The 26,015-nt window shown below is 72.1% G+C and carries 25 protein-coding genes and 1 pseudogene; 17 read left to right on the top strand and 9 right to left on the bottom strand.

Features of this window, described 5'->3' with window-relative positions; all coding sequences use genetic code 11:
• The 4 genes from ACTWPW_RS24450 to ACTWPW_RS24465 all read right to left on the bottom strand — a co-directional run.
• Positions 1 to 252 (bottom strand): aldo/keto reductase (locus ACTWPW_RS24450; RefSeq protein WP_443170000.1); only part of this gene is annotated, 252 nt, incomplete at its 3' end.
• A 31-nt stretch (positions 253 to 283) separates the two neighbouring features.
• Complete coding sequence (locus ACTWPW_RS24455; RefSeq protein WP_443170001.1) at positions 284 to 811, bottom strand: hypothetical protein; 528 nt, start codon at positions 809 to 811, stop codon at positions 284 to 286.
• A gap of 13 nt (positions 812 to 824) precedes the next feature.
• A complete protein-coding gene (locus ACTWPW_RS24460) occupies positions 825 to 1,703 on the bottom strand; it encodes a serine hydrolase (protein WP_375113941.1) in 879 nt (292 codons plus the stop codon).
• 36 nt (positions 1,704 to 1,739) lie between these two features.
• Positions 1,740 to 2,483, bottom strand: a complete 744-nt coding sequence (locus tag ACTWPW_RS24465; RefSeq protein WP_375113942.1) for a hypothetical protein — start codon at positions 2,481 to 2,483, stop codon at positions 1,740 to 1,742.
• A gap of 193 nt (positions 2,484 to 2,676) precedes the next feature.
• On the opposite strand from ACTWPW_RS24465, the gene ACTWPW_RS24470 reads away from it, so the two are divergent.
• The 11 genes and pseudogenes from ACTWPW_RS24470 (at position 2,677) to ACTWPW_RS24520 (ending at position 13,896) form a co-directional block, all read left to right on the top strand.
• The gene (locus ACTWPW_RS24470; protein WP_443170002.1) at positions 2,677 to 3,048 is read left to right on the top strand and encodes a hypothetical protein; all 372 of its coding nucleotides are present in this window, start codon (positions 2,677 to 2,679) and stop codon (positions 3,046 to 3,048) included.
• 208 nt (positions 3,049 to 3,256) lie between these two features.
• Positions 3,257 to 4,078, top strand: a pseudogene (locus ACTWPW_RS24475) (beta-L-arabinofuranosidase domain-containing protein); the annotation flags it as partial.
• A gap of 70 nt (positions 4,079 to 4,148) precedes the next feature.
• Positions 4,149 to 5,180 carry a glycoside hydrolase family 127 protein gene (locus tag ACTWPW_RS24480; protein ID WP_443170049.1) on the top strand — a complete coding sequence of 344 codons (1,032 nt, stop codon included), beginning with the start codon at positions 4,149 to 4,151 and terminating at the stop codon, positions 5,178 to 5,180.
• A complete protein-coding gene (locus ACTWPW_RS24485) occupies positions 5,177 to 6,868 on the top strand; it encodes an ABC transporter substrate-binding protein (protein WP_443170050.1) in 1,692 nt (563 codons plus the stop codon). The genes ACTWPW_RS24480 and ACTWPW_RS24485 overlap by 4 nt, the downstream gene beginning before the upstream one ends.
• Complete coding sequence (locus tag ACTWPW_RS24490; RefSeq protein ID WP_375113945.1) at positions 6,869 to 7,804, top strand: ABC transporter permease; 936 nt, start codon at positions 6,869 to 6,871, stop codon at positions 7,802 to 7,804. It abuts the gene before it with no gap.
• Positions 7,801 to 8,799: an ABC transporter permease gene (locus ACTWPW_RS24495; RefSeq protein ID WP_375113946.1), complete on the top strand. Its 999-nt coding sequence runs from the start codon at positions 7,801 to 7,803 to the stop codon at positions 8,797 to 8,799. Before ACTWPW_RS24490 ends, ACTWPW_RS24495 begins: the two co-directional genes overlap by 4 nt.
• A complete protein-coding gene (locus ACTWPW_RS24500) occupies positions 8,796 to 9,596 on the top strand; it encodes an ABC transporter ATP-binding protein (RefSeq protein WP_443170003.1) in 801 nt (266 codons plus the stop codon). Before ACTWPW_RS24495 ends, ACTWPW_RS24500 begins: the two co-directional genes overlap by 4 nt.
• Positions 9,593 to 10,405, top strand: coding sequence for an ATP-binding cassette domain-containing protein (locus ACTWPW_RS24505; protein WP_443170004.1), 813 nt, complete (start codon positions 9,593 to 9,595; stop codon positions 10,403 to 10,405). The genes ACTWPW_RS24500 and ACTWPW_RS24505 overlap by 4 nt, the downstream gene beginning before the upstream one ends.
• Entirely contained in the window at positions 10,402 to 11,676 is a 1,275-nt protein-coding gene (locus ACTWPW_RS24510; RefSeq protein ID WP_375113949.1) for an alpha/beta fold hydrolase, read from the top strand. The genes ACTWPW_RS24505 and ACTWPW_RS24510 overlap by 4 nt, the downstream gene beginning before the upstream one ends.
• Complete coding sequence (locus ACTWPW_RS24515) at positions 11,669 to 13,009, top strand: aminopeptidase P family protein (RefSeq protein ID WP_375113950.1); 1,341 nt, start codon at positions 11,669 to 11,671, stop codon at positions 13,007 to 13,009. The genes ACTWPW_RS24510 and ACTWPW_RS24515 overlap by 8 nt, the downstream gene beginning before the upstream one ends.
• On the top strand, positions 13,006 to 13,896 hold the full coding sequence (locus ACTWPW_RS24520; protein ID WP_375113951.1) for a dihydrodipicolinate synthase family protein: 891 nt from the start codon (positions 13,006 to 13,008) through the stop codon (positions 13,894 to 13,896). The genes ACTWPW_RS24515 and ACTWPW_RS24520 overlap by 4 nt, the downstream gene beginning before the upstream one ends.
• A gap of 94 nt (positions 13,897 to 13,990) precedes the next feature.
• Here ACTWPW_RS24520 and ACTWPW_RS24525 read toward each other — a convergent pair whose 3' ends face one another.
• A complete protein-coding gene (locus ACTWPW_RS24525) occupies positions 13,991 to 14,815 on the bottom strand; it encodes an ACT domain-containing protein (protein WP_375113952.1) in 825 nt (274 codons plus the stop codon).
• Between the two features lie 115 nt (positions 14,816 to 14,930).
• Positions 14,931 to 15,704: a neutral zinc metallopeptidase gene (locus ACTWPW_RS24530; RefSeq protein ID WP_443170005.1), complete on the bottom strand. Its 774-nt coding sequence runs from the start codon at positions 15,702 to 15,704 to the stop codon at positions 14,931 to 14,933.
• A gap of 187 nt (positions 15,705 to 15,891) precedes the next feature.
• On the opposite strand from ACTWPW_RS24530, the gene ACTWPW_RS24535 reads away from it, so the two are divergent.
• From ACTWPW_RS24535 to ACTWPW_RS24550, 4 genes are read left to right on the top strand one after another with little or no spacing between them, the layout of a single operon-like run.
• Positions 15,892 to 16,968 carry a hypothetical protein gene (locus ACTWPW_RS24535; RefSeq protein ID WP_443170006.1) on the top strand — a complete coding sequence of 359 codons (1,077 nt, stop codon included), beginning with the start codon at positions 15,892 to 15,894 and terminating at the stop codon, positions 16,966 to 16,968.
• A 17-nt stretch (positions 16,969 to 16,985) separates the two neighbouring features.
• The gene (locus tag ACTWPW_RS24540) at positions 16,986 to 18,128 is read left to right on the top strand and encodes a toxic anion resistance protein (RefSeq protein WP_375113955.1); all 1,143 of its coding nucleotides are present in this window, start codon (positions 16,986 to 16,988) and stop codon (positions 18,126 to 18,128) included.
• On the top strand, positions 18,125 to 19,687 hold the full coding sequence (locus tag ACTWPW_RS24545) for a substrate-binding domain-containing protein (protein WP_443170007.1): 1,563 nt from the start codon (positions 18,125 to 18,127) through the stop codon (positions 19,685 to 19,687). Before ACTWPW_RS24540 ends, ACTWPW_RS24545 begins: the two co-directional genes overlap by 4 nt.
• Positions 19,674 to 20,294 (top strand): hypothetical protein, encoded by a 621-nt coding sequence (locus ACTWPW_RS24550; protein ID WP_443170008.1) that lies wholly within the window; start codon positions 19,674 to 19,676, stop codon positions 20,292 to 20,294. The genes ACTWPW_RS24545 and ACTWPW_RS24550 overlap by 14 nt, the downstream gene beginning before the upstream one ends.
• Before the next feature lie 27 nt (positions 20,295 to 20,321).
• Here ACTWPW_RS24550 and ACTWPW_RS24555 read toward each other — a convergent pair whose 3' ends face one another.
• Together ACTWPW_RS24555 and ACTWPW_RS24560 are read right to left on the bottom strand one after the other, a co-directional pair.
• On the bottom strand, positions 20,322 to 22,403 hold the full coding sequence (locus ACTWPW_RS24555) for an alpha-galactosidase (protein ID WP_443170009.1): 2,082 nt from the start codon (positions 22,401 to 22,403) through the stop codon (positions 20,322 to 20,324).
• A gap of 56 nt (positions 22,404 to 22,459) precedes the next feature.
• Positions 22,460 to 23,035: a hypothetical protein gene (locus ACTWPW_RS24560; protein WP_443170010.1), complete on the bottom strand. Its 576-nt coding sequence runs from the start codon at positions 23,033 to 23,035 to the stop codon at positions 22,460 to 22,462.
• 157 nt (positions 23,036 to 23,192) lie between these two features.
• On the opposite strand from ACTWPW_RS24560, the gene ACTWPW_RS24565 reads away from it, so the two are divergent.
• Positions 23,193 to 24,086: a siderophore-interacting protein gene (locus ACTWPW_RS24565; protein ID WP_443170011.1), complete on the top strand. Its 894-nt coding sequence runs from the start codon at positions 23,193 to 23,195 to the stop codon at positions 24,084 to 24,086.
• A 152-nt stretch (positions 24,087 to 24,238) separates the two neighbouring features.
• Here the strand turns inward: ACTWPW_RS24565 and ACTWPW_RS24570 are convergent, their stop codons facing one another.
• A complete protein-coding gene (locus tag ACTWPW_RS24570) occupies positions 24,239 to 25,192 on the bottom strand; it encodes a hypothetical protein (RefSeq protein ID WP_443170012.1) in 954 nt (317 codons plus the stop codon).
• 153 nt (positions 25,193 to 25,345) lie between these two features.
• Here ACTWPW_RS24570 and ACTWPW_RS24575 point away from each other — a divergent pair, with 153 nt between their 5' ends.
• On the top strand, positions 25,346 to 25,936 hold the full coding sequence (locus ACTWPW_RS24575) for a TetR family transcriptional regulator (protein WP_443170013.1): 591 nt from the start codon (positions 25,346 to 25,348) through the stop codon (positions 25,934 to 25,936).
• Positions 25,937 to 26,015: the final 79 nt, after the last annotated feature.

Consider the following 26,015-nt stretch of genomic DNA (forward strand, 5'->3'; position numbering starts at 1 on the left):
CTGCGCCCCGAACTTCACGCTGATCCGCACCGAGTCGCGCGGCCGGCCGCGCAGCGCCTCGCCGATGAGCAGCTCGTTGTGGCCCATGGCGTAGAAGTCGCCGGTGTCGAGCAGGTTGATGCCGGCGTCGAGCGCGGCGTGGATGGTGGCGATGGACTCGGCCCGGTCGGCCGGCCCGTACATGTCGGACATCCCCATGCAGCCAAGGCCGAGGTCGGACACGGCCGGCCCGCCAGTACCCAAAGTTCTCATACGAGAAGTATGCACCTTGAGATGACAGATTTCAATTTCTGTCATTCCGCGTGAGTCGTTCGGCGTCGGCACGGGAGGCGACCCGTACGAACCTCAGGTGCGCGTTGGCCGGGTCGGCGGCGGCCTCGCGGTAACGGGCGCGGTAGGCCGCGTGCTTGAGCCAGGCGTAGCGGATGATGGACTCGTCCTTGTCGAGCAGGAAGCGGAACGACTCCTTGTTGCCGTTCCACAGCTCGGCGCCGGTCGCCATGCGCCGCAGGGTCCTGTTCAGGAGCCGGCGCATCACGGTGCGCCGGGGCAGGTCGATCCAGACCACGGTGTCGGCGCGCGACCACACCAGATCGCGTACGGCGGAGTAGTTGCCGTCCACCACCCACCCGCCGGCGGCCGTGAACCGCTCGACCTCGGCCCGGAACTCCTCCCGGGGCCGCGGGGTCCAGCCCGGCATGTGGAAGATCGAGTCGAGTTCGAGCCACGGCACGCCCAGCCGCCCTGCCAGCGCCCGGGCCAGCGTGGACTTGCCGGAGCCGGTGTTCCCCACCACGGATACGCGTCGCATCAGGAAAATGTACTCAGCGGCGCAGCGAGGCCACGGCCGCGGCGGCGACGGTGCCGATGACCGCGTTGATCGCGTTCTCTCCGGCGCGGGGGCGGTGGGCGCGGGTGAAGACCGCGGCGGCGTACCGGCGCCCGTCGGGGAACCGGATGACCCCCACCTCGTTGCGCACGACGCCGAACAGCCCGCCGCTCTTGGCCGCGACGCGCACGTCGTCCGGGAACCCCGTCGCCAGCCGGTGCCTGGTGATCTGCTGCCCCATGACCGCCCGCACGTTCGCGCACGCCTCGGCGGGCCCGGCCCGGTCGAGCCAGATCAGCTTCAGCAGCCGGGCCATGTCGCCGGCCGTGGTGCGGATCGAGTGCTCGGGGCGCAGGGCGCGGGAGGCGTGCAGCAGCTCGTCAGGGGGCCCGGCGGGGTGGTGGGCCGCCATCAGCTCGCGCCAGGTGGCCAGGCCCACGTCCACGGCGATGGAGTCGAGCAGGCCGCCCAGCGAGTACGGCACCGCGGTGCCCGCCAGCTTCAGCTCCGCCAGCGTCGCGGCCATCCGGTCGAGCCCGACGCGCTCGACGAGCAGGTCGGTGGCCGCGTTGTCGCTGATCGTCAGCATCATCGTGACCAGGTCGCGCACCGACACCTCGGCCTCGTCGGCGAACACCGACATGCCGGTGGGCCCGAGCGTGGTCTCGCCGGGCCGGGCGCGTACGCGCTCGCGCGGGTCCAGCTCCCCCGCCGCCGCCTGCCGGAACACCTCCAGCGCGACGATCACCTTGAACACGGACGCGGCCACGACGGGCTCGTCGCTGCCGGCGTGCACCTCGCCGTCGCCATCGATCTCCATGACGCACAGCCACCCGTCGCATCCCGCACCGGCCAGCAGTTCCCGGATCTCCACGACCACCTCCTTGATCCATTCTGTCGGGGCGACGGATCAGACGAGATCGCCCGTCTCCATGTAGATCTCGCGCACCACCTCCACCTGCGCGGTGAAGCCGTGGCTCCCGGTACGCGACACGCCCGGGAAGAACGACCCCTCCACCATGTCACCCGCCACGAGCCGCCGCCGGGGCATGTCCAGCCGCCCGACCGTCACGGGCACCGGCCGCTCGAAGTCCTCGCCCGGCACGTCCCCGGGCACCTGCGGGCCGGGGCCGGGGCGGACGGTGCCGGGCACGATCCGGACCGCGAGGACCTGGTCGAAGTCGGGACGGGCGGTGATCACGTGCGCCAGGTGCAGCCCGCCGGCCCGGCCGAAGCACACGTACGTCAGCGGCCTTCCGTCGTCGTGACGCCGCCCGGGATCGAGCCGCTCGAAGAGCGCCACCCGCGCGACCCGGGCGGTGACGCCCTCGGCGATCGGGGTGCCGCCGCGCTCGAAGTGCCCCCGGTGGATGGTGCCGGCCACGGCCGTCCTGGCGGGCCCGCCGCCGGCGGCCGGGTCGAGGTCGAGGATGTCGAACGCCTCGGGCACGAAGGTGTGGATGCCGTCGGCCGCCTTGAGGTCGCGGCGCACCATCTCGCGTACGTCGGGGCGGAAGTCGACCTCCATGAGCACCTGGAAGCGGTGGGCCGGGTGCTCGAACATCGGCAGGTGCGAGAAGTACAGGGGGTCCTCGCCGAACAGCAGCATCCCGTGGACGTCGAACGTCTCCTTGTGGTGGTCGTGATCGTGCATCTTGGCCTCCGCACTCGTGTGGACAGCCGCCAGTAGAGCGCGGTCCGGTGCCGGACGCCTGAGTAGGCGCTACTCAGTCCGCGAGCGACCGTGCAACCGGTGATCAAGCCGCGTGCAATCCCCCCTGGTTACAACATCTCCGGAAGATCCGGAAATGCGCCTCCTGCGAGGGAGGAGAACTGGGGAGAAAGTCGTGAGCACGGGAATCTGGCTGTCGGTGGCGATCACGGGCGGGACGATGCTGATCCTGGCGTGCGTCGGGTTACCGTTCCTGATCATCGCGCGGAACGGGCAGCGGTTGCTGGCCACCGGCATCCCCGCGCAGGCGGTGGTCGAGTCGATGGGCGACACCGGCATGACGGTGAACGGGCAGCCGGTGGTCGCCTTCGTGCTCGGCGTCCGGCTGGAGGGCGGGCAGGCGTACCGGGTGACGCACCGGCAGTCGCTGCCGCGCATCCCCATGGGCGTGGTGGCACCCGGCGCGGTGGTGCCGGTCAAGGTGGACCCGCAGCGGCCCGAGCGGGTCCGCATCGACTGGGCGGCCTGGCGGCCCATGCCCGCGTGACCACGCCCGCGCCCGCATCATCGCAGGTCAACCGGCAGCGACGCCCGCCCTTGTGGCGGGCGTCCGGCGTTTCCGGGCGGCTTGCCCGGCGCCATACCCGCCCGTTCCGGACGGGTTACGTTCCTTTTACGTAAGCCCGTAACCCTTGGCAACACACCTCCCAGACACCTATGGTTCAGTGCAATGCCACACATTACTGGGAAGGTTCATGACGTCTAAGCAGGTCAAGCCGCTGGCCGGCGCCGTACGAACGGCCTCCGGGGCCGTACGACCGGTGCCGGGCGCGCGCATCACCGGTGGTCTGCTCCACCACTGGCAGCGACGCAACAGCACGGCCACAATCCCGCACACCATCGAGCAGCTCCGCGCGGCGGGCAACGTCGCCAACCTGAGCCGCCTCCTGGAGCAGGACCCGGCGCCGTACCGCGGCCGCTACCCCTTCCTGGACACCGACCTGTACAAGACCCTGGAGGGTCTGGCGTACGAGCTCGGCGACGGCGACGCCCCGGAGCCGGTACGGGAGTTCTACGAGGAGGTCGTCGGCCTCCTCGAGCGGGTCCAGGCCGAGGACGGCTACCTCAACTCCTTCTTCCAGGACCCGGCCGCGACCAGGAAGCCGTGGGAGGACCTGGCCTGGGGGCACGAGCTGTACAACCTGGGCCACCTCATCCAGGCCGCCGTCGCCGCCGGGCGCAGGATGGGCGACGACCGGCTGCTGCGCGTGGCCGGCCGCTTCGCGGACCTGGTGGTGGAGCGGTTCGCCGAGGCGGGGGTGTGCGGGCATCCCGAGGTGGAGATGGCGCTGGTCGAGCTGTTCAGGGAGACGGGCGAGCGCGCCTATCTCGACCTGGCCGGCGCGTTCGTGGACCGGCGCGGCGCGGGGCAGCTGAAGCACAGCATCTTCCCCGGCGACTACTTCCAGGACCACCTCCCCTTCCGCGAGCTGCCCTCGGTGACCGGGCACGCGGTGCGCATGGCGTACCTGGCGGCCGGAGCGGCCGACGTGTTCCTGGAGACCGGCGACCGGTCGCTGTTCGAGGCGCTGGAGCGGCTCTGGGACGACATGGTGGCGGCCAAGCTGTACGTCACGGGCGGGCGGGCTGGGCAGCCGCCACTCCGACGAGGCGATCGGCGACCGCTACGAGCTGCCGTCCGAGCGGGCCTACAGCGAGACCTGCGCGGCCATCGCCGTCATGCAGTGGGCGTGGCGGATGTTCCTGGCCACCGGCGGCGCCAAGTACCTCGACGTGTTCGAGCGCGTGCTCTACAACGCCTACGCCGTGGGCCTGTCGGCGGACGGGAAGGCGTTCTTCTACGACAACCCGCTGCAGCGCCGCCCCGACCACGAGCAGCGCAGCGGCGCCGAGGACGGCGGGGAGCCGCTGCGCCGCGCCTGGTTCGGCTGCCCGTGCTGCCCGCCGAACATCGTGCGCTGGATGGCGCAGCTCGCCGACTACCTGGCGGCCGAGCGGGACGGCGCCCTGCTGGTCGCCTCCTACGCCTCGGCCCGGATCGAGTCGGCGGGGCTGGGCCTGGCGATGGAGACGGCCTACCCGTGGGACGGCGACGTGCGGCTCACGGTCGAGCGCGCGGCGGACGGCCCGTACGCGCTGGTGCTGCGCATCCCGGGCTGGGCGCGCGGCGCCACGGTCACCGTGAACGGCGAGCCGCACGCCGGCGACCCGGAGGACGGCTGGCTGGCCGTCGAGCGCCGCTGGTCGGCGGGCGACGAGGTACGGCTCACCCTGCCGATGCCGGTCCGGGCGCACGGCTCGCACCCCTACCTCGACGCCACCAGGGGCGCGGTCGCCGTGGCCCGCGGCCCGCTGGTCTACTGCGTCGAGCAGCAGGACAGCCCGGCGGCCGCCGTCGACGACCTGGTCGTCGGCGTGCCGGAGATTGTGAACGCGAACATCGAGCGGCGGGACGGGACGGTCGTGCTCGGCGTGACCGCCTGCGCCGCTCCCCCGCCCCCCGCGGAGCTCTACCCGGAGCTGCCGCTGGAGCAGGCGCTCCCGGAGACGACGGTCACCGCGACCTTCGTCCCCTACTTCCTCTGGGGCAACCGCGGCCCCGAAGCCATGCGGGTCTGGGTCAGGACCCCGATGACAACCGGAAAGAAGGCGACATGAGGAGAAAGGCGGCGCTCGCGAGCGTCACCATGACCGCCGCGCTGGCGCTCACCGCGTGCGGAGGAGGCGGCGCCGCCGCACCCGCCACCGGCGGCGGCGGCGCGAGCGGATCCGCGGCAGAGCCCGCGACGGGCGGTACGGTTCACGTCCTGGCCAATGCGGACTTCTCCCACCTGGACCCGGTACGCGGCTTCGACGGCGGTGTGAATAACTTCTACCGGCTCATCTACCGGGGTCTGACGACGTTCGGCGCGGGGCCGGGTGCCGAGGGCACGAAGATCGTGGCCGACCTGGCGACCGACACGGGCAAACCATCCAACGACGCCAAGACGTGGACGTTCACCCTGAAGGACAACCTGTTCTTCGAGGACGGCACGCCGATCACCAGCGAGGCGGTCAAGTTCGGCTTCTCGCGGGCCTTCGACCCGGAGGCGGGGATCGGCTCGCCGTACGGCAAGCTGCTGCTCGACGCGCCCAAGGACTACAAGGGCCCGTACCTGTCGGGCGACCTCGACACGATCGAGACGCCGGATGACAAGACGGTCGTCATCCACCTCAAGAAGCCGTTCGCCGACTTCCCGAGCGCGCTGGCGCTGGCGAACTTCACCCCGTTCCCCAAGGGCACCGGAGCCGGGGCCGCGTTCGACAGCAAGCCGATCGCGAGCGGGCCGTACAAGGTGGCGAGCTACCAGCGCAACGCCTCGCTCAAGCTGGTGCGCAACCCGCAGTGGAAGCCGGAGACCGACACCGTGCGGACGGCCAGGCCGGACGCGTTCGAGTGGACGTTCGGCCTGGACCCGGCCACGATCGACGAGCGCATGCTGGCCGGGCAGGGCACCGACGCCGACGCGCTCGGCCAGAGCATCCAGGCGGCGACCGTGGCGCGGGTGCAGACGCCGCAGATCAAGGCACGCACCCTGTCCGGGCTCAACGGCTGCACGACCTACATGGGCATGAACTCCACCAAGGAGCACCTGAGCGACGTACGGGTGCGCCAGGCGATCAACCACGCGATCAACAAGGACACCGTCGTGGCCGCCATGGGCGGGTCGACGCTGGCGGCCAAGGGCACCTCGATCCAGCCGCCCACGGTCGCGGGCCGGGTGGACTACGACCCGTACCCCTACAACGTCGAGCAGGCCAAGAAGCTGCTGGCCGAGGCGGGCCTGTCGGGCGGGTTCTCGCTGACCCTGGACACGCGGGCGCAGCCGAAGATGGCGGCGGTCTCGGTCGCCATCCAGGAGGCGCTCAAGCAGGTGAACATCGACGTCAAGATCAACAACATCGACACCTCGACGTACTACGAGGTCATCGGCACCCCGGCGAAGCAGAACGACATGGCCGTGACCGGCTGGTGCCCCGACTGGGCCTCCGGCGCGACGTTCCTGCCACCGCTGTTCGACGGCCGCAACATCACCGCCAAGGGCAACTCCAACCTCGCCCAGCTCAACGACAAGGGCATCAACGCGAAGATCGACGAGATCGCCGCGATGACCGACGTCGAGCAGGCCAACGCGGCCTACGGCGAGCTGGACAAGCAGATCATGGAGCTGGCTCCGGTCGTGCCGCTGGCCTACGAGAAGCTGATCCTGGTCAACGGCGCCAACATCGCGGGCGCCTACCAGACCGACTCCTACTCCGGCGGCGTGGACCTGGTCTCCGTCGGGCTGGCGAAGCCGACGAAGTAGATGACCGTCGCAGCTCATCCACAGCAGGTGGCGGGCGGCACGCCCGCCACCTCGGGCCGGCGGGTCACGCGCGCGCTGCTGCGTGACCGGGGCGCGGTGGTCAGCGGCGCGTACCTCGCGCTGATCGTCCTGATGGCGATCGGCGCGCCGCTCATCAGCGCGATCACCGGGCACGGCCCCAACGAATTCGACATGGCCGCGGTCGACACCGACCTGGGCGGGGTGCCGCACGGCTCGCTCGGCGGGATCGGCGCCGAGCACCTGCTCGGCGTCGAGCCGCAGAACGGCCGCGACATCCTGGTCCGCATCGCCTACGGCGCCCGCGTCTCACTGATCATCGCGGCCTCGGCCACGGCGCTCACCACGCTGCTCGGCGTGGTGCTGGGCATGCTGGCCGGGTTCTACCAGGGCTGGGTGGACCAGGTGATCTGCCGGGTCATGGACTTCCTGATGGCCTTCCCCGCGCTCATCTTCATGATCGCGGTCCTGTCCGCGCTGCCGCAGGGCAACCGGCCGGTGCTGCTGGTCGCGGTGATCAGCGTGTTCGGCTGGCCGTACCTGGCGCGGGTGGTGCGCGGGCAGACGCTGACGCTGGTCAACCGGGAGTTCGTGGAGGCCGCGCGGGCCTCCGGCGCCTCCACGGGAGCGCTGGTGTTCAAGGAGGTCCTGCCGAACCTGCGCAGCTCCCTCATCGTGATGACCACCCTCGCCGTGCCCGGGTACGTCGGGACCGAGGCGGGCCTGTCGTTCCTGGGCGTCGGCGTGACCCCGCCCACCCCGTCGTGGGGTCAGATGATCTCCAGTTCGGTCGGCTGGTACGCCGTCGATCCGATGTACTTCGCGATCCCCGGCGCGTTCCTGTTCCTCACGGTGCTGTCGCTGACGGTGCTCGGCGACCGGATCCGGGCGGCCTTCGACGCGGGGGAGGCGTCATGATGGCCCGTTACGTGGCCGGCCGGCTCGCCGGCGTCGTGGTGATCCTGTTCCTGGTGTGCCTGTTCACGTTCCTGCTGTTCTTCACGATCCAGCCGGACCCGGCGGTCATGATCTGCGGGAAGACCTGCACGCCCGAGCGCATCGAGCAGATCCGCGACGTGCTGGGCCTGAACCAGCCGTTCCTGACGCAGTTCTTCGGCTTCCTCGGCGGCATCTTCGCCGGGCGCGACTACGGCCACGGCGCGAACCTGGTCCACTGCGCCGCGCCGTGCCTGGGCTACAGCTTCCAGACCAACCAGTCCGTGATGGAGATGGTGGTGGAGCGGCTGCCGGTCAGCGCCACGGTGGCGATCGGCGCGGCGGTGCTGTGGCTGCTCGTCGGGATCCTCGCGGGGCTGCTCAGCGCGGTCAAGGAGGGCACCTGGTGGGACCGGACCGCGATGGGGCTGGCCCTGGGCGGCTCCAGCATCCCCAACTACGTGCTGGCGCTGGCGCTGCAGTACGTGCTGGTGGTGCGGCTCCAGGTGCTGCCGTTCCCGCAGGCGGTGGCGTTCGGGGACGACCCGGTGGTGTGGTTCCAGTCGTACCTGATGCCGTGGATCGTGCTGGCCACCGGCTACGCCTGCCTCTACGCCCGGCTCACCCGCGCCAACGTGATCGACACCCTGGCGGAGAACTTCATGCGCACGGCCAGGTCCAAGGGTCTGAGCCCGGGGCTGACCATGCGCAGGCACGCGCTGCGGCCGGCGCTGACGCCGATCGCGACGATCTTCGGCATGGACTTCGCCGCGCTGCTCGGCGGCGCGCTGATCACCGAGACGGTGTTCGGGCTGAACGGGGTGGGCAAGATGGCCGCCGACTCCATCGCCAAGAACGACCAGCCGGTGATCATGGCGGTGACGCTGCTGGCGGCGTTCTTCGTGGTGGTCGGCAACGTGGTGGTGGACCTCGTCTACACGAGGCTGGACCCGAGAGTGAGGATCACGGCCCGATGAGCGAACTGCTTGTGGTGGAGGACCTCACCGTCACCTTCCCGACCACGCGTGGCCCGGTGGAGGTGGTCAGGAATGTGTCCTTCACCGTCGGCCGGGACGAGACCGTCGGCATCGTCGGCGAGTCCGGGTCCGGCAAGTCGATGACCAGCCTGGCGATCATGGGTCTGCTGCCCAAGGGCGCGCGGGCCAGCGGCAGCATCCGGCTGGACGGCGCGGAGCTGCTCGGCCGGCCGGACCGGGAGCTGCGGCGGCTGCGCGGTGACCAGATGTCGATGATCTTCCAGGATCCGCTGTCGTCGCTGAACCCGTACTACACGGTGGGGCTGCAGATCGAGGAGATGTACCGCGCGCACCGCGACCGCTCCCGCAGGGCGGCGCGGCAGGTCGCGATCGAGGCCCTCGAACAGGTGGGCCTGCCGGAGCCGGAGCGGCGGATCGACTACTACCCGCACCAGTTCTCCGGCGGGCAGCGGCAGCGCATCATGATCGCGATGGCGCTGGTGTGCGGGCCCGAGCTGCTGATCGCCGACGAGCCGACCACGGCGCTGGACGTCACCGTGCAGGCGCAGATCCTGCGCCTGCTGGCCGACCTGCGGCGGCAGAGCGGCACCGGGATGGTGTTCATCACCCACGACCTGGCCGTGATCAGCTCGATCGCGACCCGCGTGCTGGTGATGCGGCGGGGCGAGCAGGTCGAGTACGGCACCGCCGAGCAGATCTTCGCCGAGCCCGGGCACGAGTACACGCGGATGTTGCTGGAGAGCATCCCCCGCATCGACGACGAGGTGAACGCATGACGCTGTTGCGGGCCGAGGGCCTGACCAAGCGGTTCGTCTCCCGCGGGCCCCTCGGGACCAAGGCCGCGTTCACCGCCGTGGACCAGGTGAGCTTCGAGGTGCGGCTGGGCGAGACGCTGGCCGTGGTCGGCGAGTCCGGCAGCGGCAAGTCGACCACCGCCCGCATGATCGCCAAGCTGACGGACCCGACCGAGGGCACCCTCGAGTTCGAGGGCGAGGACGTCACCGCCGCCAAGGGGGCCGCGCTGGCCCGCTTCCGGAGCAACGTCCAGGTCGTCTTCCAGGACCCGTTCTCCTCGCTCAACCCCCGCCACACGGTGGAGCGGATCCTCATGGCGCCGCTGGTCTACCAGGGCATCGCACCCAACGGCAGCCGCCGGGCGCACGCCAAGGAGCTGATGGAGCGGGTCGGGCTGAACCCCGACCACTCGCTGCGCTACCCCGCGCAGTTCTCCGGCGGGCAGGCGCAGCGCATCGGGATCGCCCGCGCGCTGGCCGTCAACCCCAAGCTGGTGATCTGCGACGAGGCCGTCTCGGCGCTGGACGTGTCGGTGCAGGCACAGGTGATCGAGCTGCTGCGGCGTCTGCAGCGCGAGAGCGGCTTCAGCTACGTGTTCATCGCCCACGACCTGGCGGTGGTGCGGCAGATCGCGCAGCGGGTCGCGGTCATGAGCAAGGGGCGGATCGTCGAGCTCGGCTCCACGGAGCAGGTGTTCGGCGACCCCCGGGACGAGTACACGCGCACGCTGCTCGCGGCCATCCCCCGGATCAACCCGGAGTGGGACCGCCGCAGGAGGGAGAGGTCTTGATCACCGCGACTTACACGATCCCCGGCATGCGGGTGCGCGACCACGTCGAGCGGGTGCCGCTCGACTGGGCCGACCCCGAGGCGACCATCACGGTGTTCGCCCGCGAGCTGGTCGACCCGGCGCGCGACGGCGAGGACCTGCCCTGCCTGCTCTACCTCCAGGGTGGGCCGGGCGGCAAGGGCCCGCGGCCGGTCGGCACGTCGGGCTGGCTGGGCCGGGCGCTGGAGAGTTACCGGGTGGTCCTGCTGGACCAGCGGGGCACGGGCCGCAGCTCCCGCATCGACGGCCGGGTGATGAGCGCGCTCGGCGCCGAGGAGGGCGCCGGCTACCTGGCCCGCTTCCGCGCCGACTCGATCGTGGCCGACGCCGAGCACCTGCGCAGGACGGTGTTCGGCGGGCGGCGCTGGTCGACGCTGGGGCAGAGCTACGGCGGCTTCCTGACGCTGACGTACCTGTCGAACGCGCCCGAGGGGCTGAGCGCCTGCTACGTGGCGGGCGGCCTGCCGTCGCTGGACCCGGACGCCGCGGAGGTCTACCGGCGCACCTATCCGCGGGTGGCGGCCAAGAACGCCGAGTTCTACCGCCGCTACCCGCACCACGTGGAGACGACGGCGCGGCTGGCCGACCGGCTGGCCGAGGGCGACGTGCTGCTGCCCGACGGGGACACCCTCACCGTGCGACGGCTGCAGTCGCTGGGCATCGACTTCGGCATGAAGCCGGGCTACGAGCGCATGCACTGGCTGCTGGACGAATCGCCGGAACTGCCGGAGACGTTCCTGCACCAGGTGCTGGCCCGCTCCTCCTACGCCGACAACCCGCTGTTCGCCGCGCTGCAGGAGAGCATCTACGGCTCCGGCCCCGGCGCCACCGCGTGGGCGGCGCAGCGCGAGCGCGCCCGGCACCCCGCCTTCGCCGAGGACGCCCGGCCGCTGCTGTTCACCGGGGAGATGATCTACCCCTGGATGTTCGAGGAGATCCGCGCGCTGCGCCCGTTCCGCGGCGCGGTCGAGCTGCTCGCCGAGCGGGACGGCTGGCCGCCGCTGTACGACCTGGACCGGCTGGCGGCCAACGAGGTGCCGGTCGCCGCCGCCGTCTACTTCGACGACATGTACGTCGACTCGGGCCTGCAACTGAACACCGCCGCCAGGGTCGGCAACACCCAGGCCTGGGTCACCAACGAGTACGAGCACGACGGCATCGGCGAGGAACGTGTCTTCGCCAGGCTCACCCAGCTCGTACGCGACATAGGAGGAGGAATCACCGGTGAGTGACGGCAGGCTGCCCAGGCTGTCCGAGATCCCCGCGTTCGCCGAGTACATCGCCCAGGGCTGGGACTCCCCCGCCCGCGAGCCGGGCCTGGTGCCCGGGGCCGCCGAGGCCGCCGCCGGCCACCGGGCCAGGCTCGCCGCCGCCCTGCCCGGCCGCACGGTGGTCGTGGCGGCCGGCCGGGCTCCCGTACGCAGCAACGACACCGCCTACGACTTCCGCGTGGACAGCGACTTCTACTGGCTGACCGGCTGCGCGGCCGAGAACGCGGTGGCCGTGGTCAGGGACGGCGCGGCCACCCTGTACCTGCCGCCGCCCGCCCGCCCCGGCGACACCGGCTTCTACGCCGACGCCGCCTACGGCGAGCTGTGGGTGGGCCCGTCTCCCTCGCTCGCCGAGTGGTCGGCCGCCCTCGGGGTCGAGGTGCTGCCGCTGCCGGACTACCCGGGCCCGCCGGACGGCGCCCTGGTCACCGACTCCTCGCAACAGGTGCGGCAGGTGCTGGCCGAGCTGCGCATGATCAAGGACGAGTGGGAGGTCGGGCAGCTGCGCGAGGCCGTGGACCGCACGGTCGAGGGCTTCGCCGCGGTGCTGGCCGAGGTCCCGGCCGCGATGGCGGGCGGCGGCGAGCGCTGGCTGCAGGGCACGTTCGACCGGTACGCCAGGACGTACGGCAACGGCCCCGGCTACGCCTCCATCGTGGGCAGCGGCCCGCACGCCCCCACCCTGCACTGGGTGCGCTGCGACGGCCCCGTCCTGGACGGCGAGCTGCTGCTGCTCGACATGGGCGTGGAGACCCGCAGCCACTACACCGCCGACGTCACCCGCACCTTCCCCGCCTCGGGCGCCTTCTCGCCCGCCCAGCGGCAGGTGCACGACCTGGTGGAGCGGGCGCACCGGGCGGGGCTGGCGCAGGTGGCGCCGGGCCGGCCGTTCACCGCCTTCCACCACGCGGCCATGGAGGTCATCGCGCGCGGCCTGCACGACTGGGGGCTGCTGCCGGTGTCGGTGGACGAGGCCCTGTCGGAGACCGGCCAGCACCACCGCCGCTACCTGATCTGCGGCATCGGCCACCACCTCGGCCTGGACGTGCACGACTGCGCGCAGTCGAGCCACGAGGCCTACCAGGGCGCCCGGATGGCGCCGGGCATGGTGCTGACCGTCGAGCCCGGCCTGTACTTCCACGCCCACGACCGCACGGTCCCGCCGGAGCTGCGCGGGATCGGCGCGCGCATCGAGGACGACCTGCTGGTGACGGCGGACGGCGCGGAGATCCTGTCCGCCGCGCTGCCCATCGACGCGAGCGGGCTGGAGAACTGGAACAAGGAGAACGTATGACCCGCCCCGTGTGGCACGGCGTGCATGTCGCGACCGCGCTGCCCTTCCACGACGACCTGTCCGTCGACTACGACGGCTACGCCGAGCACGTGCGCTTCCTGGCCGAGGGCGGCTGCGACGGCGTCTGCCCGAACGGCTCGCTCGGCGAGTACCAGACGCTGACCGACGAGGAGCGGGCCCGCGTGGTGCGCACCGCGGTCGAGGCCGCGCCGGAGGGCTTCCACGTCATGCCGGGCGTGGCCGCGTACGGCGCCGCCGAGTCGCGGCGGTGGGCCGAGCAGGCGGCCGAGGCGGGCGCCTCGTCGGTGCTGCTGCTGCCGCCGAACGCCTACCGCGCCGACCGCCGGGCCGTCGTGGGCCACTACCGGGAGGTCGCCAGGGCGGGGCTGCCGGTCGTGGCCTACAACAACCCGATCGACACGAAGGTGGATCTGACGCCCGACCTGCTCGCCGAGCTGCACCAGGAGGGGCTGATCGTCGGGGTCAAGGAGTTCAGCGGGGACGTGCGCAGGGCGTACGAGATCGCCGAGCTGGCGCCCGGGCTGGACCTGCTGGTCGGCTCGGACGACGTGCTGCTGGAGCTGGGCATCGCCGGCGCGGTCGGCTGGATCGCCGGGTACCCGAACATGATCCCCCGGGCCACGGTGGAGCTCTACCACCTGGCCGTGGCCGGCGACGTGGCCAAGGCCCTGCCCCTCTACCGGGACCTGCACCCGCTGCTGCGGTGGGACTCCAAGACGGAGTTCGTGCAGTCGATCAAGCTGTCGATGGACCTGGCCGGGCGCAAGGGCGGCGCCTGCCGCCCGCCGCGCACCGCCCTCACCCCCGAGACGGCGGCCAGGATCACCCGCGACACCGAAGCGGTCCTGGCCAAGGGCTACCGCTAACCCAAAGAGCCCCTCGGAGTGAGCTCCCGTCACCCCCGCCTTCCCCTTCAAAAGGACCCCGCCGGAGTACGGCGGGGCGGGAGGCGGCGGGCGGTCAGCCGGCGCCGTACCGGGCGTGGGTGGCGGCCGCGGTCAGCGCCGCCGCCCGCGCCGCCTCGGTCGGCGTGAACGGCAGCTCGGGCCGCCTGATGAGCAGGGCGCGGTCGGGATTGACGGAGATGACCATGGTGGTGTTGAGCTCGGCGCCCTCGTCCACGGTGTCGCCGGGCCGCCGCCACTCCACCCGCGGGACGCGCAGCAGCTCGGCCATGGCCTCCGGCAGCCGGTCGGGGTCGGCGCTGACCCGCTGCGCCAGCACCAGCGCCTGCACGCCGGGGTCGGTGAGGTCCTTGACCTGCGCGGGCACGATCACGACGTCGTGCCCGCCCGCCTCGGCCAGCGCGCGTGCCAGCACACCGAGCGCCAGGTCGCGCGGCGCCTCGATGACGAACTCGTCGAGCGCGTCGCACCCGGCCGGCGTAATGGCGCTGCTGCCGGTCGGGGCGATGTGCAGCGCCAGTATGTTGCAGCCCAGCCGGCCGAACGCGCCCGCCACGTTGGCGAGCCTGCCGGGCCGCTCCACCACGCGCATGCGGATGCGCCACAACGCCATGGGCTGCCCGGCGCCGTCGTCCACGGGCAGCGGCGCCGCGCCCCGCCGGGGGCGGTGGCCGAGCCGTTTGTGGATCGCGGCTCCGGCGATCAACGCCACGCCCAGCCCGACCAGGACGACGGGGCCCGGATCATCGTGCCCGAGCAGGGTCGCGAGCAGGTGCGCCAGGCCGACCGCGAGGAACAGGGCGGCAAGCTCGGCCAGTTCCCGCCGCCAGGAGCGGCCGTGCCCGGTACGTGGGTGAATTACCTTCGGTGCATCGCTCATGACCCCCAGTCTGCGTGCACCGTGTTACCTGATCATGGGTGTCGCGGTTGCGGCGGCATTAAACCGGATTCACCACTTGGCCCGAAATCAGCCGCCGCTTTACGGTCCGCCAACCTCAGGAGACCTTGGCGGAGGAGGCCGTCCAGGTGTTGCACGCCGCCGGTGAGGAGGCGCGGAATCCCTTGACGAGCCAGGCGGCGATGTTGCGGCCCTTGCCGTGGTCGCGGACCTTCGACTGCTCGTCACCGCTCTCCCGGATGATGTCGAGCAGGTACTCCCAGTCCTCGTCCGTACGGTCGAGGGAGTCCCAGACGCTGCCCATGAAGACGCCCGCGAGGCACTCGGCCTGCAGCTCGTTGCGGCGGGTCTGCTCGTTCAGCTCGCTCTTGCCGTCGTAGGGGTAGCGGTCGTAGGCGCGGGCCATGCCGGTGATGCGCTGCACGTGATGCCCGTACTCGTGGGCGGCCAGCCTGAAGAGCCACAGGTCCGAGGGGTCCTCGAGGACGTCGCGGTTCAGCAGGACGATGAAGCGCTTCTCGGCGTCGCAGTACATCGCCTGGGCCTCGCCCCAGGAGGATCCGCAGTAGCGGCGCGGCTTGGTGATGAAGCCGATCCTGGCCTTGGCGAACGGCAGGCCGGCGCGCTTGAAGTGAGCGCCCCAGATGGTGTTGAGACAACCCAGCACGGACGTCAGGTAGCGCTTGGCCATGGCGGCGTCGTCCGGCTCGACCTCACGCTCCTGGCACTGGCTCGGCTGGAGCTTGCCGGTGCCGTACAGCTTGTTCGCGGTCAGGACGCGGTCCTTGATGGGGTACGCGGCGGCGTGGGCGGTGTTCGCCGGTAAGAGCAGGGCGATCAGGAGGCCGGCGAGAAGGGTGGAAAAGCGCATGATCGGCATCATAGAGGGAGCCGTCCGCGGGTTCTGTGCCCGGCGGAACAGGGCCGCGGCGGGCGTCGGCGCCGCATCGTGAACGGGGGGTGAATTCTGCCGTACGGTCGCCTTTCCACCCGCGCGCGGCCCACATTGTCCCTTCCATAATTCCAGTCATGGGGGTTATTTCAGGAAACGGGGTTCAATGAAGCGATGGATCGGCGTCATTCTGGCCGCGGTTCTGGTCGGGGTGGCGGTGGTCGCGATCGTGACCGGGAATCGGGGGGAGCCGGAGGCGGCCCTCGTACGGGGTGTCATCGGGTCGGAGAAGAAGCCGTTCTTCGACGGCCCGCGCGTCAAGGCGGCCTTCGCCAAGCACGGCCTGCGCGTCGAGGTGGACACCGCCGGGTCCCGGCAGATCGTCACCGACGTGGACCTGAGCCGCTACGCCTTCGCCTTCCCCTCCAGCGTCCCGGCCGCCGAGCGGATCAAGCGGGACCGGGGGGCGACGACCACGTACTCGCCGTTCTACTCGCCGATGGCGGTGGCCACGTTCGAGCCGATCGCGGCCCTGCTGGCGAAGGCGGGCGTGCTCAGCGATTCCGGCAAAGGCCACCAAACCTTCGACATAAAGAAATATCTCGAACTAGTGGCTAAAGGCACTAGATGGGACGAAATTCCGGATAATTCGGATTATCGGGCACGGAAGCGGGTGTTGCTTACCACGACCGACATCCGTACCTCCAACTCCGCCGCCATGTACCTGTCCGCGATCGGCTACGTGGCCAACGGCGAGGACGTCATCAGCTCCGACGCCCAGATCGCCGAGATCGCGCCCCTCGTCGCGCCGGCCGTGCTCGACCAGGGCTTCTCCGAGTCCACCAGCGAGGCGTCGTTCGACGACTACCTGGCGCTGGGCGCCGGCAAGACGCCGATGCTGGTCGTCTACGAGGCCCAGTATCTCGCCCACGTCTTCGCCGCCGACGGCGCGATCAAGCCCGAGATGCGGCTGGTCTACCCGTCGCCGACCGTGCTCAGCAAGCACACGCTGGTCCCCCTGTCGGGTCCCGGCTCCCGGGTCGGCGAGCTGCTCACCAAGGACCCCGAGCTGCAGTCCCTGGCCGCCGCGTACGGCTTCCGCACCACCGACCCGCGGGCGTTCGCCGGCCTGGTCGCCAAGACGAAGGCGCCGGCCGCCGCCGACCTGGTGGACGTGGTCGAGCCGCCCACCTGGGAGCGGCTGGACCGGCTCATCACCACCATCGACTCCGCCCGGCCCTAGCAAGGGAGATCCCGCACGTGTCCGATCTGGTGCTCACGCCGCCCGCGCCGGTCACCCCGGTACCGGCCGAGACGGCGGCCACCATGCTGCCGATGGCCGACGAGCGCGCGGCCGAGCTGACCGCCAAGGCGAGGGAGTTCGCCGGGGAGCTGAGCGGGTTCGACCCGCGCTCGCCCGAGTTCTCCCGCAAGGTGCACGACATCTCCTCGATGGGCGACACCGAGATCAGGTCCGCCTCGCAGGTGGCCAACCGCATGCTCAAGCGCCCGGTCGCGGCGCTGGACGCGGCCCGGGGCGAGGGCGCCGACGCCCAGGCCAAGGTGGCCGGCGGGCTGGTGGCCCTGCGCCGTACCGTCGTGGACCTGGACCCCAAGCAGGCGGCCGGCGGGCCGCGCAAGCTGCTCGGGCTCATCCCGTTCGGCGACCGGCTGCGCGACTACTTCGCCAAGTTCCACTCCGCGCAGAAACACCTCGACGACATCATCCGCGCGCTCAAGTCCGGCCAGGACGAGCTGCTGCGCGACAACGCCGCCATCGAGGGCGAGAAGGCCAACCTCTGGGAGAGCATGACGCGGCTGCAGGAGTACGCGGTCATGGCCCAGGCGATGGACGCCGCCCTGGAGGAGCAGATCGTGGTGGCGAGCGAGGAGCGGGCCACGGCGCTGCGCTCCGACGCGCTGTTCACCGTCCGCCAGAAGCACCAGGACCTGCTCACCCAGCTCGCCGTCTCCGCCCAGGGCTACCTGGCCCTCGACCTCGTACGCAAGAACAATCTCGAGCTCAGCAAGGGCGTGGACCGGGCCACCACGACGACGGTCTCGGCGCTGCGCACGGCGGTGACCGTCGCCCAGGCCCTGGCGAACCAGAAGCTCGTGCTCGACCAGATCACCGCGCTCAACGCCACGACCGGCGACCTCATCCTGGCCACCAGCGAGATGCTGCGCACCCAGGCCGGCGCGATCCAGAACCAGGCCGCCGCCACGACCGTGGACCTGGACACGCTGCGCCAGGCCTTCGACAACGTCTACGCCACGATGGACCTGATCGACTCCTTCCGCGCCAAGGCCGTGGACAACATGGCCGCCACGGTCGACAGCCTGTCGTCGGAGCTCGAACACGCCAGGACGTACCTGGAGCGCGCCAAGGAGACGGACCGATGAGAGCACGCCCGGCGCGCTGGGCGGCGGCGCTCGTCCCCGCGCTCCTCCTGGCGGCGGCCTGCGCCCCCGGCGGCGACCCGGCCGACGGCCCCGACGTCCTGCGCGTCCTGGCCGGCAGCGAGATCAAGGACCTCGAGCCCCTCCTCAAGCGCGCCGAGTCCGAGGCCGGGGTCCGCGTGAAGCTCACCTACACCGGCACCCTCGACGGCGCCGAACAGGTCGCGAGCGGCCGCGCCGACGGCGGCCTGGACGCCACCTGGTTCTCCTCCAACCGCTACCTGTCACTCATCGAGGGAGCCCAGAACAAGCTGTCCACCCAGACCAAGATCATGGTCTCGCCGGTGGTGCTCGGCCTGAAGCCCGCCAAGGCGCGCGAGCTCGGCTGGGAGGCCAAGCCCGTCTCCTGGTCCGACATCGCGGCGGCGGCCAGGGACGGCCGGTTCAGCTTCGGCATGACCAACCCCGCCTCCTCCAACTCCGGCTTCTCCGCCCTCGTCGGAGTGGCCGCGGCGCTGTCGGACGCGGACGGGGCGCTCAGCGCCGGCCAGGTCACCTCCGTCACGCCCCGGCTGAAGGAGTTCTTCTCCGCGCAGCGGCTGACGGCCGGCTCGTCGGGCTGGCTGGCCGACGCCTACGCCCGCGACCCCCGCGTGGACGGCATGGTGAACTACGAGTCGGTGCTCCTGGGCGCGCGCGAGCCGCTCACGCTCGTCCACCCGGCCGACGGCGTGGTCAGCGCCGACTACCCGCTCACCCTGCTGGCCTCCGCCCCGGAGGGCAAGAAGGCCCTGTACGGCAAGCTCGCCGCCTGGCTGCGCACCCCCGCCGTACAGAAGGAGATCATGACCGGCACGCACCGCCGGCCCATCGTCAACGGCGTGCCGCTGGACCCGCGCTTCGGCTCGGCCCAGCTCATCGAGCTGCCCTTCCCCAACCGGCGCAGCACCGCCGACGAGCTGATCTCCACCTACCTCAACCAGATGCGCGTCCCGGCCGAGGCCAGGTTCGTGCTGGACACGTCCGGCTCGATGCAGGGCGACCGGATCGACGCGCTGCGCCAGGCCCTGGTGGCGCTGACCGGCGCCGACACCTCCGCCTCCGGCGCCTTCTCCCGCTTCCGCAACCGCGAGACCGTCACGATGATCCCGTTCAGCGGCACGACGAGGCAGCCGGTCCCGTTCACCGTCCCCGAACGCGACCCCGCGCCCGTCCTCGCCGAGATCAAGCAGTTCGCCGAGGGGCTGGACGCGGCCGGCGGCACGGCGATCTACGACAGCCTCAGGGCGGCCTACGACCGGCCGCTCACGCCCGGCCACTACACCTCGATCGTGCTCATGACCGACGGCGAGAACACCGACGGCTCCGACTACGCCGCGTTCGAGGCCCACTACCGCTCCCTGCCGGAGGAGCGCCGCCGGCCGCCGACGTTCGTGGTGCTGTTCGGGGAGAGCGACGTCGAGGAGATGCGCCAGGTGGCCGAGCTGACCGGCGGCGCCGTGTTCGACGCCCGCACGACCTCGCTGACCGGCGCGTTCAAGGAGATCCGTGGCTACCAGTGAGCGGATCCTGCGCTACCTGGGCTCGACCAGGAACATCGCCGGCTCCAGCCTGGCGCTGCTCGGCCTGCTGGGCCACTTCCTGGGGCTGACCGGCGCGTTCTGGCCGGTGGTCGTGCTCGCGCTGTACGGGGCGGGCGCGCTGCTCGCCCCGCCCGAACGGGTCCGCCTGACCATCTCCCACGCCGAGGTCGAGACGCGGGCGCTGCGCGCCGACCTGGACGGGCTGCTGCGGCGCATCGACCGGCGCTTCCCCGAGGACGTGCACGCCGCCGTGCACGGGCTGGCCGAGGTCATCGGCGGCGTGCTGGCCAGGGCCGAGCAGCTCACCGCCTCCCCCGACCAGCTCCACGTGGTCTCGCAGACCATCCGCCGCTACCTGCCCGCCAGCCTGGAGGCGTACGCGAACCTGCCCCGCCGCTACGCCCTCACCCGGGGGACCGGGCGGGAGCGCAGCGCCCACGAGGAACTGCTGGCCCAGCTCGCGCTGCTCGACGCCCAGATGGGCAAGGTCGCCGAGGCGATCCACCGGGGCGACGAGCAGGCGCTGCGCGACCAGGGCCGGTTCCTGCGCGACCGGTTCGGCGGCTCCGAGCTCGACCTCGGCTGACCGGCCCAGGCATCCGGCACCCCGGCGCTACACCCTCTCCAGCTCCACCAGCAGCGCGGACGCCGGCCGCAGCGCCGGGGCTGGCAGCCCCAGCTCACCCAGCACGGAGCCGGGCAGCCGCACCGGGGCCCCGTCCGCCGGCACGGCCCACGCCGGCAGCGCCGCCCGCTCGGGGGCCGGGCCCGCGACGCGTACCTCGTACACGGCGTCCGGGTCGAGCCCCGGCAGCCGCAGCGGGCCGGGCACGAGGTCGGTCCGCGAGGTGAGCTGGACGTACGCGTACACCGCCCGCTCCGGCAGCACCACCCCGTGCAGCAGCGCCGACGAGTCCGGATGGTCGGCGCGCACCACCCGCCCCGCGTGCAGCAGCGGGCGCAGCCGCTTGTGCAGCGCGATCCACGTGGCCAGCTCCTCCAGCTCGGCCTGGCTCGCCGAGGTCAGGTCCCACTCCACGCCCATGTGCCCGAACAGCGCGGTGGCGGCGCGGAAGGCCAGCGGCAGCGACCGGCCGGTGACGTGGTCGTGCGGCGCGCCGACGTGGCAGCCCAGCCGCTCCGGCGGCACCAGCAGCCCGGTCCAGCGCTGGATCGCCTGCCGGTCGAGGGCGTCGTTGCTGTCGGAGGTCCACACCCGGTCGGTGCGCGCCAGGATGCCGAAGTCGACGCGCGCGCCGCCCGACGAGCACGACTCGATCTCCAGCCGGGGGTGGCGGGCGCGCAGCTCGTCCAGCAGCCGGTACGTGGCCAGCGTCTGCGCGTGCACACCCGCCACCCCGGCGTGCACCGGCTCGGCGATGTCGCGGTTGTGATCCCACTTGATGTAGTCGAGCGCGTACTCGCCGACCAGCGCGTCCAGCCGTTCGAGCAGGTACGCGTACGCCTCCGGCCGGGCCAGGTCGAGCACCTGCTGGTGGCGCTGCGGCGGCGGCATGCGCTCCGCCCGCCCCAGGATCCAGTCGGGATGCTCGCGGGCCAGGTCGGAGTCCGGGTTGACCATCTCGGGCTCGAACCACAGGCCGAACTGCATGCCCAGCTTGCGCACCCGATCGGCCAGCGGGTGCAGGCCGTCCGGCCACACGCCCTCGTCCACGTACCAGTCGCCCAGGCCCGCCCGGTCGTGGCGACGGTGGCGGAACCAGCCGTCGTCCAGCACGAACCGCTCGATCCCGGCCGCCACCGCCCTGTCGGCCAGCTCCAGCAGCCGGTCGAGGCCGTGGTCGAAGTAGGTGGCCTCCCAGTTGTTCAGCGTGACCGGGCGTACCGGGAGGGGGCGGGCCCGCAGGTGATCGTGCAGGCGGGCGCCGGCGTCGTCCAGCCCGGCGCCGGACCAGGTGAAGTACACCCACGGCGTGCGGTAGCTCTCCCCCTCCCTCAGCACGACCTCGCCCGGCTCCAGCAGCTCGCCCGCCGCCAGCAGTGACACGCCCTCGGGCAGCCGCTCGGCGTAGTGCACGTGGTCGCCGCTCCAGCCCGCGTGCACCGCCCACACCTCGCCGCCGCGGAAGCCGAACCCCTCCGTCCCCGCCAGCAGCAGCCCGGTGCCGTCGTGCCCGGTGCGGCCCCGCCGGTTCTCCCTCGACCACACCCCGTGCCGGAACCGCGCGCGCTGCGGCACCTTCTCCAGCGCCCACCGGCCGGTGAAGTCCAGCAGCTCCGCGGCCCTCACCGGCACCGGCAGCGCGCACACCAGCCCGTCCACCCGGTACGGCGAGGCGGCCGTGTTCGTCACCGCGTGCCGCATCCGCACCAGGCCGCCGCCGTCCATGACCAGCTCGCACACCAGCCCGAGGCCCGCCCTGGCGTCGGAGGCGGTGATGGTCACCGTGCCGCCGGAGCCGGACACGGTGTCGGCGTCCAGCCGGTCCAGGCTCCACCGGACCGGCCACTGGTCGCCGTCCCGGCCACCCGACAGGCCCGGCCGGCCGTACCAGGAGTCCCCCTGGGCGGGCAGCAGCGGCGGCGCGGGAGAGGCCAGCGCGGGCAGCAGCGCGGCACCGGACACGGGCCCGAGCGCCGCGCCGAAGTGCCGCACCCGCGGCAGGCCCCACTGCGGATCGGGATCGTCGAGCACCAGCGCGGCGCCCGCCGCTGAGAGGATCACGGGAGACAAGTCGGGCTCCTATCTCGGGGGGCAGGCGCGGCCCGGCGCCTGTAACGGCTTCAGCGCTACGACGCTACCGTCCCCGGTCCCGCGCGCCCACGACGAGGCCCCTCCGGCGGCGGGTGCCGGAGGGGCCGTGGGGAGTGGCCGTCAGACGGAGATCCGTCGTTCCAGCCGCGGAAGGTGAGGTTGCGCACGATCACGTTGGCGGCCTCGGAGATGTTGAACCCGCAACCGCTGATCGTCGCGCCCGAGTTGCCCAGCACGGTCTTGTTGGAGGCCACGCGCAGCATGCCCGAGCAGGAGATCGTGCCCGACACCCGGATCACCGCGGCGCTGCCGGACGACAGCGCGCTGGTCAGGGCCGAGGCGCTGGTGACGGTGACCGGCGAGGCGCCGCCGCCGCCGCTGGTGCCGCCGCCCTGGGTGGCCCAGCCGACCAGCCCGGTCGGGTTGCCGAGCGGAGGCGCCGGTGCAGCTCTCCTGCTGTACGACCTTGCCCGCGGAGGTGCTGGCGTCCCTGACGCCGGTGCGGCGGCCGCCGACGACGCCACCGCGACGCCGGCCACCGTGGTGCCGGACAGGGCGACGGCGACGCCCGCGACGAGGGCGGCTGTTCTGCGGTTGATTCTCTCTCGCACGATTCCGCCCCGTTCGCGGATGTGCGGAACCACTCTCACCTGCGAACTTCCACCCATCGCAACGCATCGGACACAACCGGCAAGCGCTCCCCGGCTGGCCTAAATCCCGGCGATCGATTAGGTTAGCCTCGCCTAACTACGATCGGAGTATTCGGGGATGACCGAGCCTTATCGCATGTTCGACGTACGGGTGGACCGGCTCGAACGGCTCAGCCCGTCGTTCCTGCGGGTGACCTTCACCGGCGACGACCTGCACCTGTTCGCAGACAACGGTTTCGACCAGCGGCTCAAGCTCATCCTTCCGCTCCCCGAGCACGGCCTGGCCCACCTGCCGACCGGCCCGGACTGGTTCATGCGGTGGCGGGCGCTCGACGACGACAAGCGCAACCCGATGCGTACCTACACCGCTCGCCTCGTCCGCCCCGAGGCCGCCGAGGTCGACGTGGACGTGGTCATGCACCCGGACGGCGGCCCGGTCGCCCGCTGGGCCGAACGCGTGCGGCCCGGCGACCTCGCCGCCTTGTTCGGCCCGGACGCCCGCTACGAGGGCCGCCACGGCGGCCTGGAGTTCCACCCGCCCGCCGGCACGGGCTGCGTGCTCATCGCCGGGGACGAGACCGCCGTGCCCGCCATCTGCTCCGTCCTGGAGCGCCTGCCCGCCGACCTGGCCGGGGAGGTGCTGATGGAGGTGCCCTGCGAGGACGACTTCCTGCCGGTGGAGACGGCCGCCTCGGTCAAGGTGACCTGGCTGGCCAGGAACGGCGGCGAACGCGGCGCCGGCCTCGTCCCCGCCGTCCGCGCCGCCGCCGGCCGCCTCCTGCCGCCGCTGCCCGTCCCGGACACCTTCGACGACGTGGACGTCGACACGGACGAGCTGTGGGAGGTGCCGCAGGAGACCACGGACTACGGGCCGCTGTACGCGTGGCTGGCCGGCGAGGCGGCCGTCATCAAGACCCTGCGGCGGCACCTGGTGGCCGAGCGCGGCATGGACCGGCGCTCGGTGGCCTTCATGGGCTACTGGCGCCACGGCCGCTCGGAGCACAACGAGTAACCACCCTGCCGCCGGCCCGGCTCCCCTCCGCGCATTCGCGCCCCTCGGAAGCCGCGACACCGGCCGGCACGGCCCACCGGACCGTCGCCGCCGGCACAGCCGGAACGGCCAGCACAGCCCGGCGGCCGACGCAGCCCCCGGCGGCCGGCGCGTCAGTGCGGCTCGGAGGCGTCCTCGGCCGTGTCGCGCGCCTCCGGCTCGCCATCCGCCGACCCGCGCGGCGCCGGTGAGCCACCGGCCGCCCGGGGTGCGGCCGGGGTGCCGAGTGCGGCCCGCAGTTCGGCGGGGGTGGGTGGCTTCGTCCAGGTCAGGCCGGGGCCGCCGGCGGCGATCAGCGCGGGGACGACCTCGCGCAGCAGCGCCCCCGCATCGGCGTCCGGCTGCCGCTTGCGGGCCTCCAGGTAGAGGTCGAGCACCTTCCCCAGGTCCAGCATCAGCGTGTTGGCCTCGCCCTTCGCCCGCTCCGGCGCGGGCGGCTCCGGAGCTCCGGCGGCGGCGTCCTTGCTCACCGTCTTGAGCGGCGTGCCGTTGACGTGCGACAGCACGCCCTCGGCGACCGGGCCCGCGCCCGGGACGGCGACGTGCAACGCTCCAATGCCCGCCTCGCCCGACCGCTCCCCGGCGCTCCCACCGCCAGCGCCGCCGACGACCTCGCCGACCGCGGCGGCGAAGGCGGCGGCGTCCATGCCGTCCACCTCACCCTCCAGCCACCCCGGCCGCAGGTGCAGCACCCCCGGCCGCTCGGCCGACGCGAGCTGGTCCATCAGGGTCGCGACGGTCCCCTGCGGGTCGTGCATCGCGGCGTCCCCCCGGGCCGCAAAGGCGTCCGCGAGCAGGTGCAGCGAGATCAGCCGAGGCGGCTCGTACGTCGTCAGCACCCCCTCCTCCGCGTCCACCCGCAACGCGCCACCGGCCTCGTGGTAGGCCCGCAGGCCCTCCAGGAACGCCGCCTCCGCCTCCGGCCCCAGCAGGAACTCCCAGCCCCACTTCCGCTCCGCCTCGAACCTGCCGGAGTCGCCTCCGCCCACCGGATCCCGGCGGAGCCACCAGACCAGCGCACCGACCACGGCGGCGGCCAGCACCACGACCACGACTGCGACTAACACGATGTGTTCGCTTTCCCCTCGTAATGACCCCGTGTGATGACAGGGCTAGCAGCGTAGTGTGATCAACCGCCGCAAGCCCGGAAATTTCCCCAAAATACGATCAGCCGTACCCGTAGCGACACGCACCCCCGAACAGCTGACAGAATTGGAAATGTGACAGATGGCATCCTGACGGCCGAGCAGATCCTCACGGCGGCCCAAGACGTCCTGCGCCGCTACGGCCCGGCCAAGGCGACGGTCGTGGACGTGGCGCGGGCACTCGGCGTCAGCCACGGCAGCGTCTACCGCCATTTCGCCAGCAAGACGGCCCTGCGCGAGGCCGTCACCCAGCGCTGGCTGGACGAGGCGCACTCCGGGCTGGCCGCCGTCGTGGCGCAGGACGGCCCGGCCGCCGAGCGGCTGCGCAACTGGCTGGCCACGCTGTTCGGGGCCAAGCGCCGGCGGGCGCTGGAGGACCCGGAGCTGTTCGCCACGTACGTGGTGCTGGTGCAGGAGGCCAGCGAGGTAATCAACCGGCACGTCGACGACCTGGTCGACCAGATCGAGCAGATCATCGCCGCCGGCGCCGAGCGGGGCGAGTTCGCCGCCCCCGACACCCGCCTGGCCGCGCGCGCCGTCTTCCACGCCACGGCCACCTTCCACAACCCCGCCCACGCCGCCGGCTGGAGCCGGCCGGGCATCGAGGACGACTTCGCCGCCCTGTGCGACCTCATCCTGCTCGGGCTGGAACCCCGCCAAGGGTGAAAATTCTTCACCCTGGTAACCGGAATTGTTTTCCTGAGTGATTCTCTTGTCTACCCGGACAGGAGCCACCCTCTCGACG

Source organism: Nonomuraea sp. KM90, from assembly GCF_052246675.1.
Taxonomy (GTDB): Bacteria; Actinomycetota; Actinomycetes; order Streptosporangiales; family Streptosporangiaceae; genus Nonomuraea.

Excerpts from the sequence above, each read along its gene's own strand:
- ACTWPW_RS24500 (WP_443170003.1), top strand. The coding sequence starts at position 8,796 with ATGAGCGAACTGCTTGTGGTGGAGGACCTCACCGTCACCTTCCCGACC.
- ACTWPW_RS24535 (WP_443170006.1), top strand. The coding sequence starts at position 15,892 with ATGAAGCGATGGATCGGCGTCATTCTGGCCGCGGTTCTGGTCGGGGTG.
- ACTWPW_RS24490 (WP_375113945.1), top strand. The coding sequence starts at position 6,869 with ATGACCGTCGCAGCTCATCCACAGCAGGTGGCGGGCGGCACGCCCGCC.
- ACTWPW_RS24495 (WP_375113946.1), top strand. The coding sequence starts at position 7,801 with ATGATGGCCCGTTACGTGGCCGGCCGGCTCGCCGGCGTCGTGGTGATC.
- ACTWPW_RS24530 (WP_443170005.1), bottom strand. The coding sequence starts at position 15,704 with ATGCGCTTTTCCACCCTTCTCGCCGGCCTCCTGATCGCCCTGCTCTTA.
- ACTWPW_RS24565 (WP_443170011.1), top strand. The coding sequence starts at position 23,193 with ATGACCGAGCCTTATCGCATGTTCGACGTACGGGTGGACCGGCTCGAA.
- ACTWPW_RS24505 (WP_443170004.1), top strand. The coding sequence starts at position 9,593 with ATGACGCTGTTGCGGGCCGAGGGCCTGACCAAGCGGTTCGTCTCCCGC.
- ACTWPW_RS24525 (WP_375113952.1), bottom strand. The coding sequence starts at position 14,815 with ATGAGCGATGCACCGAAGGTAATTCACCCACGTACCGGGCACGGCCGC.
- ACTWPW_RS24545 (WP_443170007.1), top strand. The coding sequence starts at position 18,125 with ATGAGAGCACGCCCGGCGCGCTGGGCGGCGGCGCTCGTCCCCGCGCTC.
- ACTWPW_RS24485 (WP_443170050.1), top strand. The coding sequence starts at position 5,177 with ATGAGGAGAAAGGCGGCGCTCGCGAGCGTCACCATGACCGCCGCGCTG.
- ACTWPW_RS24455 (WP_443170001.1), bottom strand. The coding sequence starts at position 811 with ATGCGACGCGTATCCGTGGTGGGGAACACCGGCTCCGGCAAGTCCACG.
- ACTWPW_RS24520 (WP_375113951.1), top strand. The coding sequence starts at position 13,006 with ATGACCCGCCCCGTGTGGCACGGCGTGCATGTCGCGACCGCGCTGCCC.
- ACTWPW_RS24465 (WP_375113942.1), bottom strand. The coding sequence starts at position 2,483 with ATGCACGATCACGACCACCACAAGGAGACGTTCGACGTCCACGGGATG.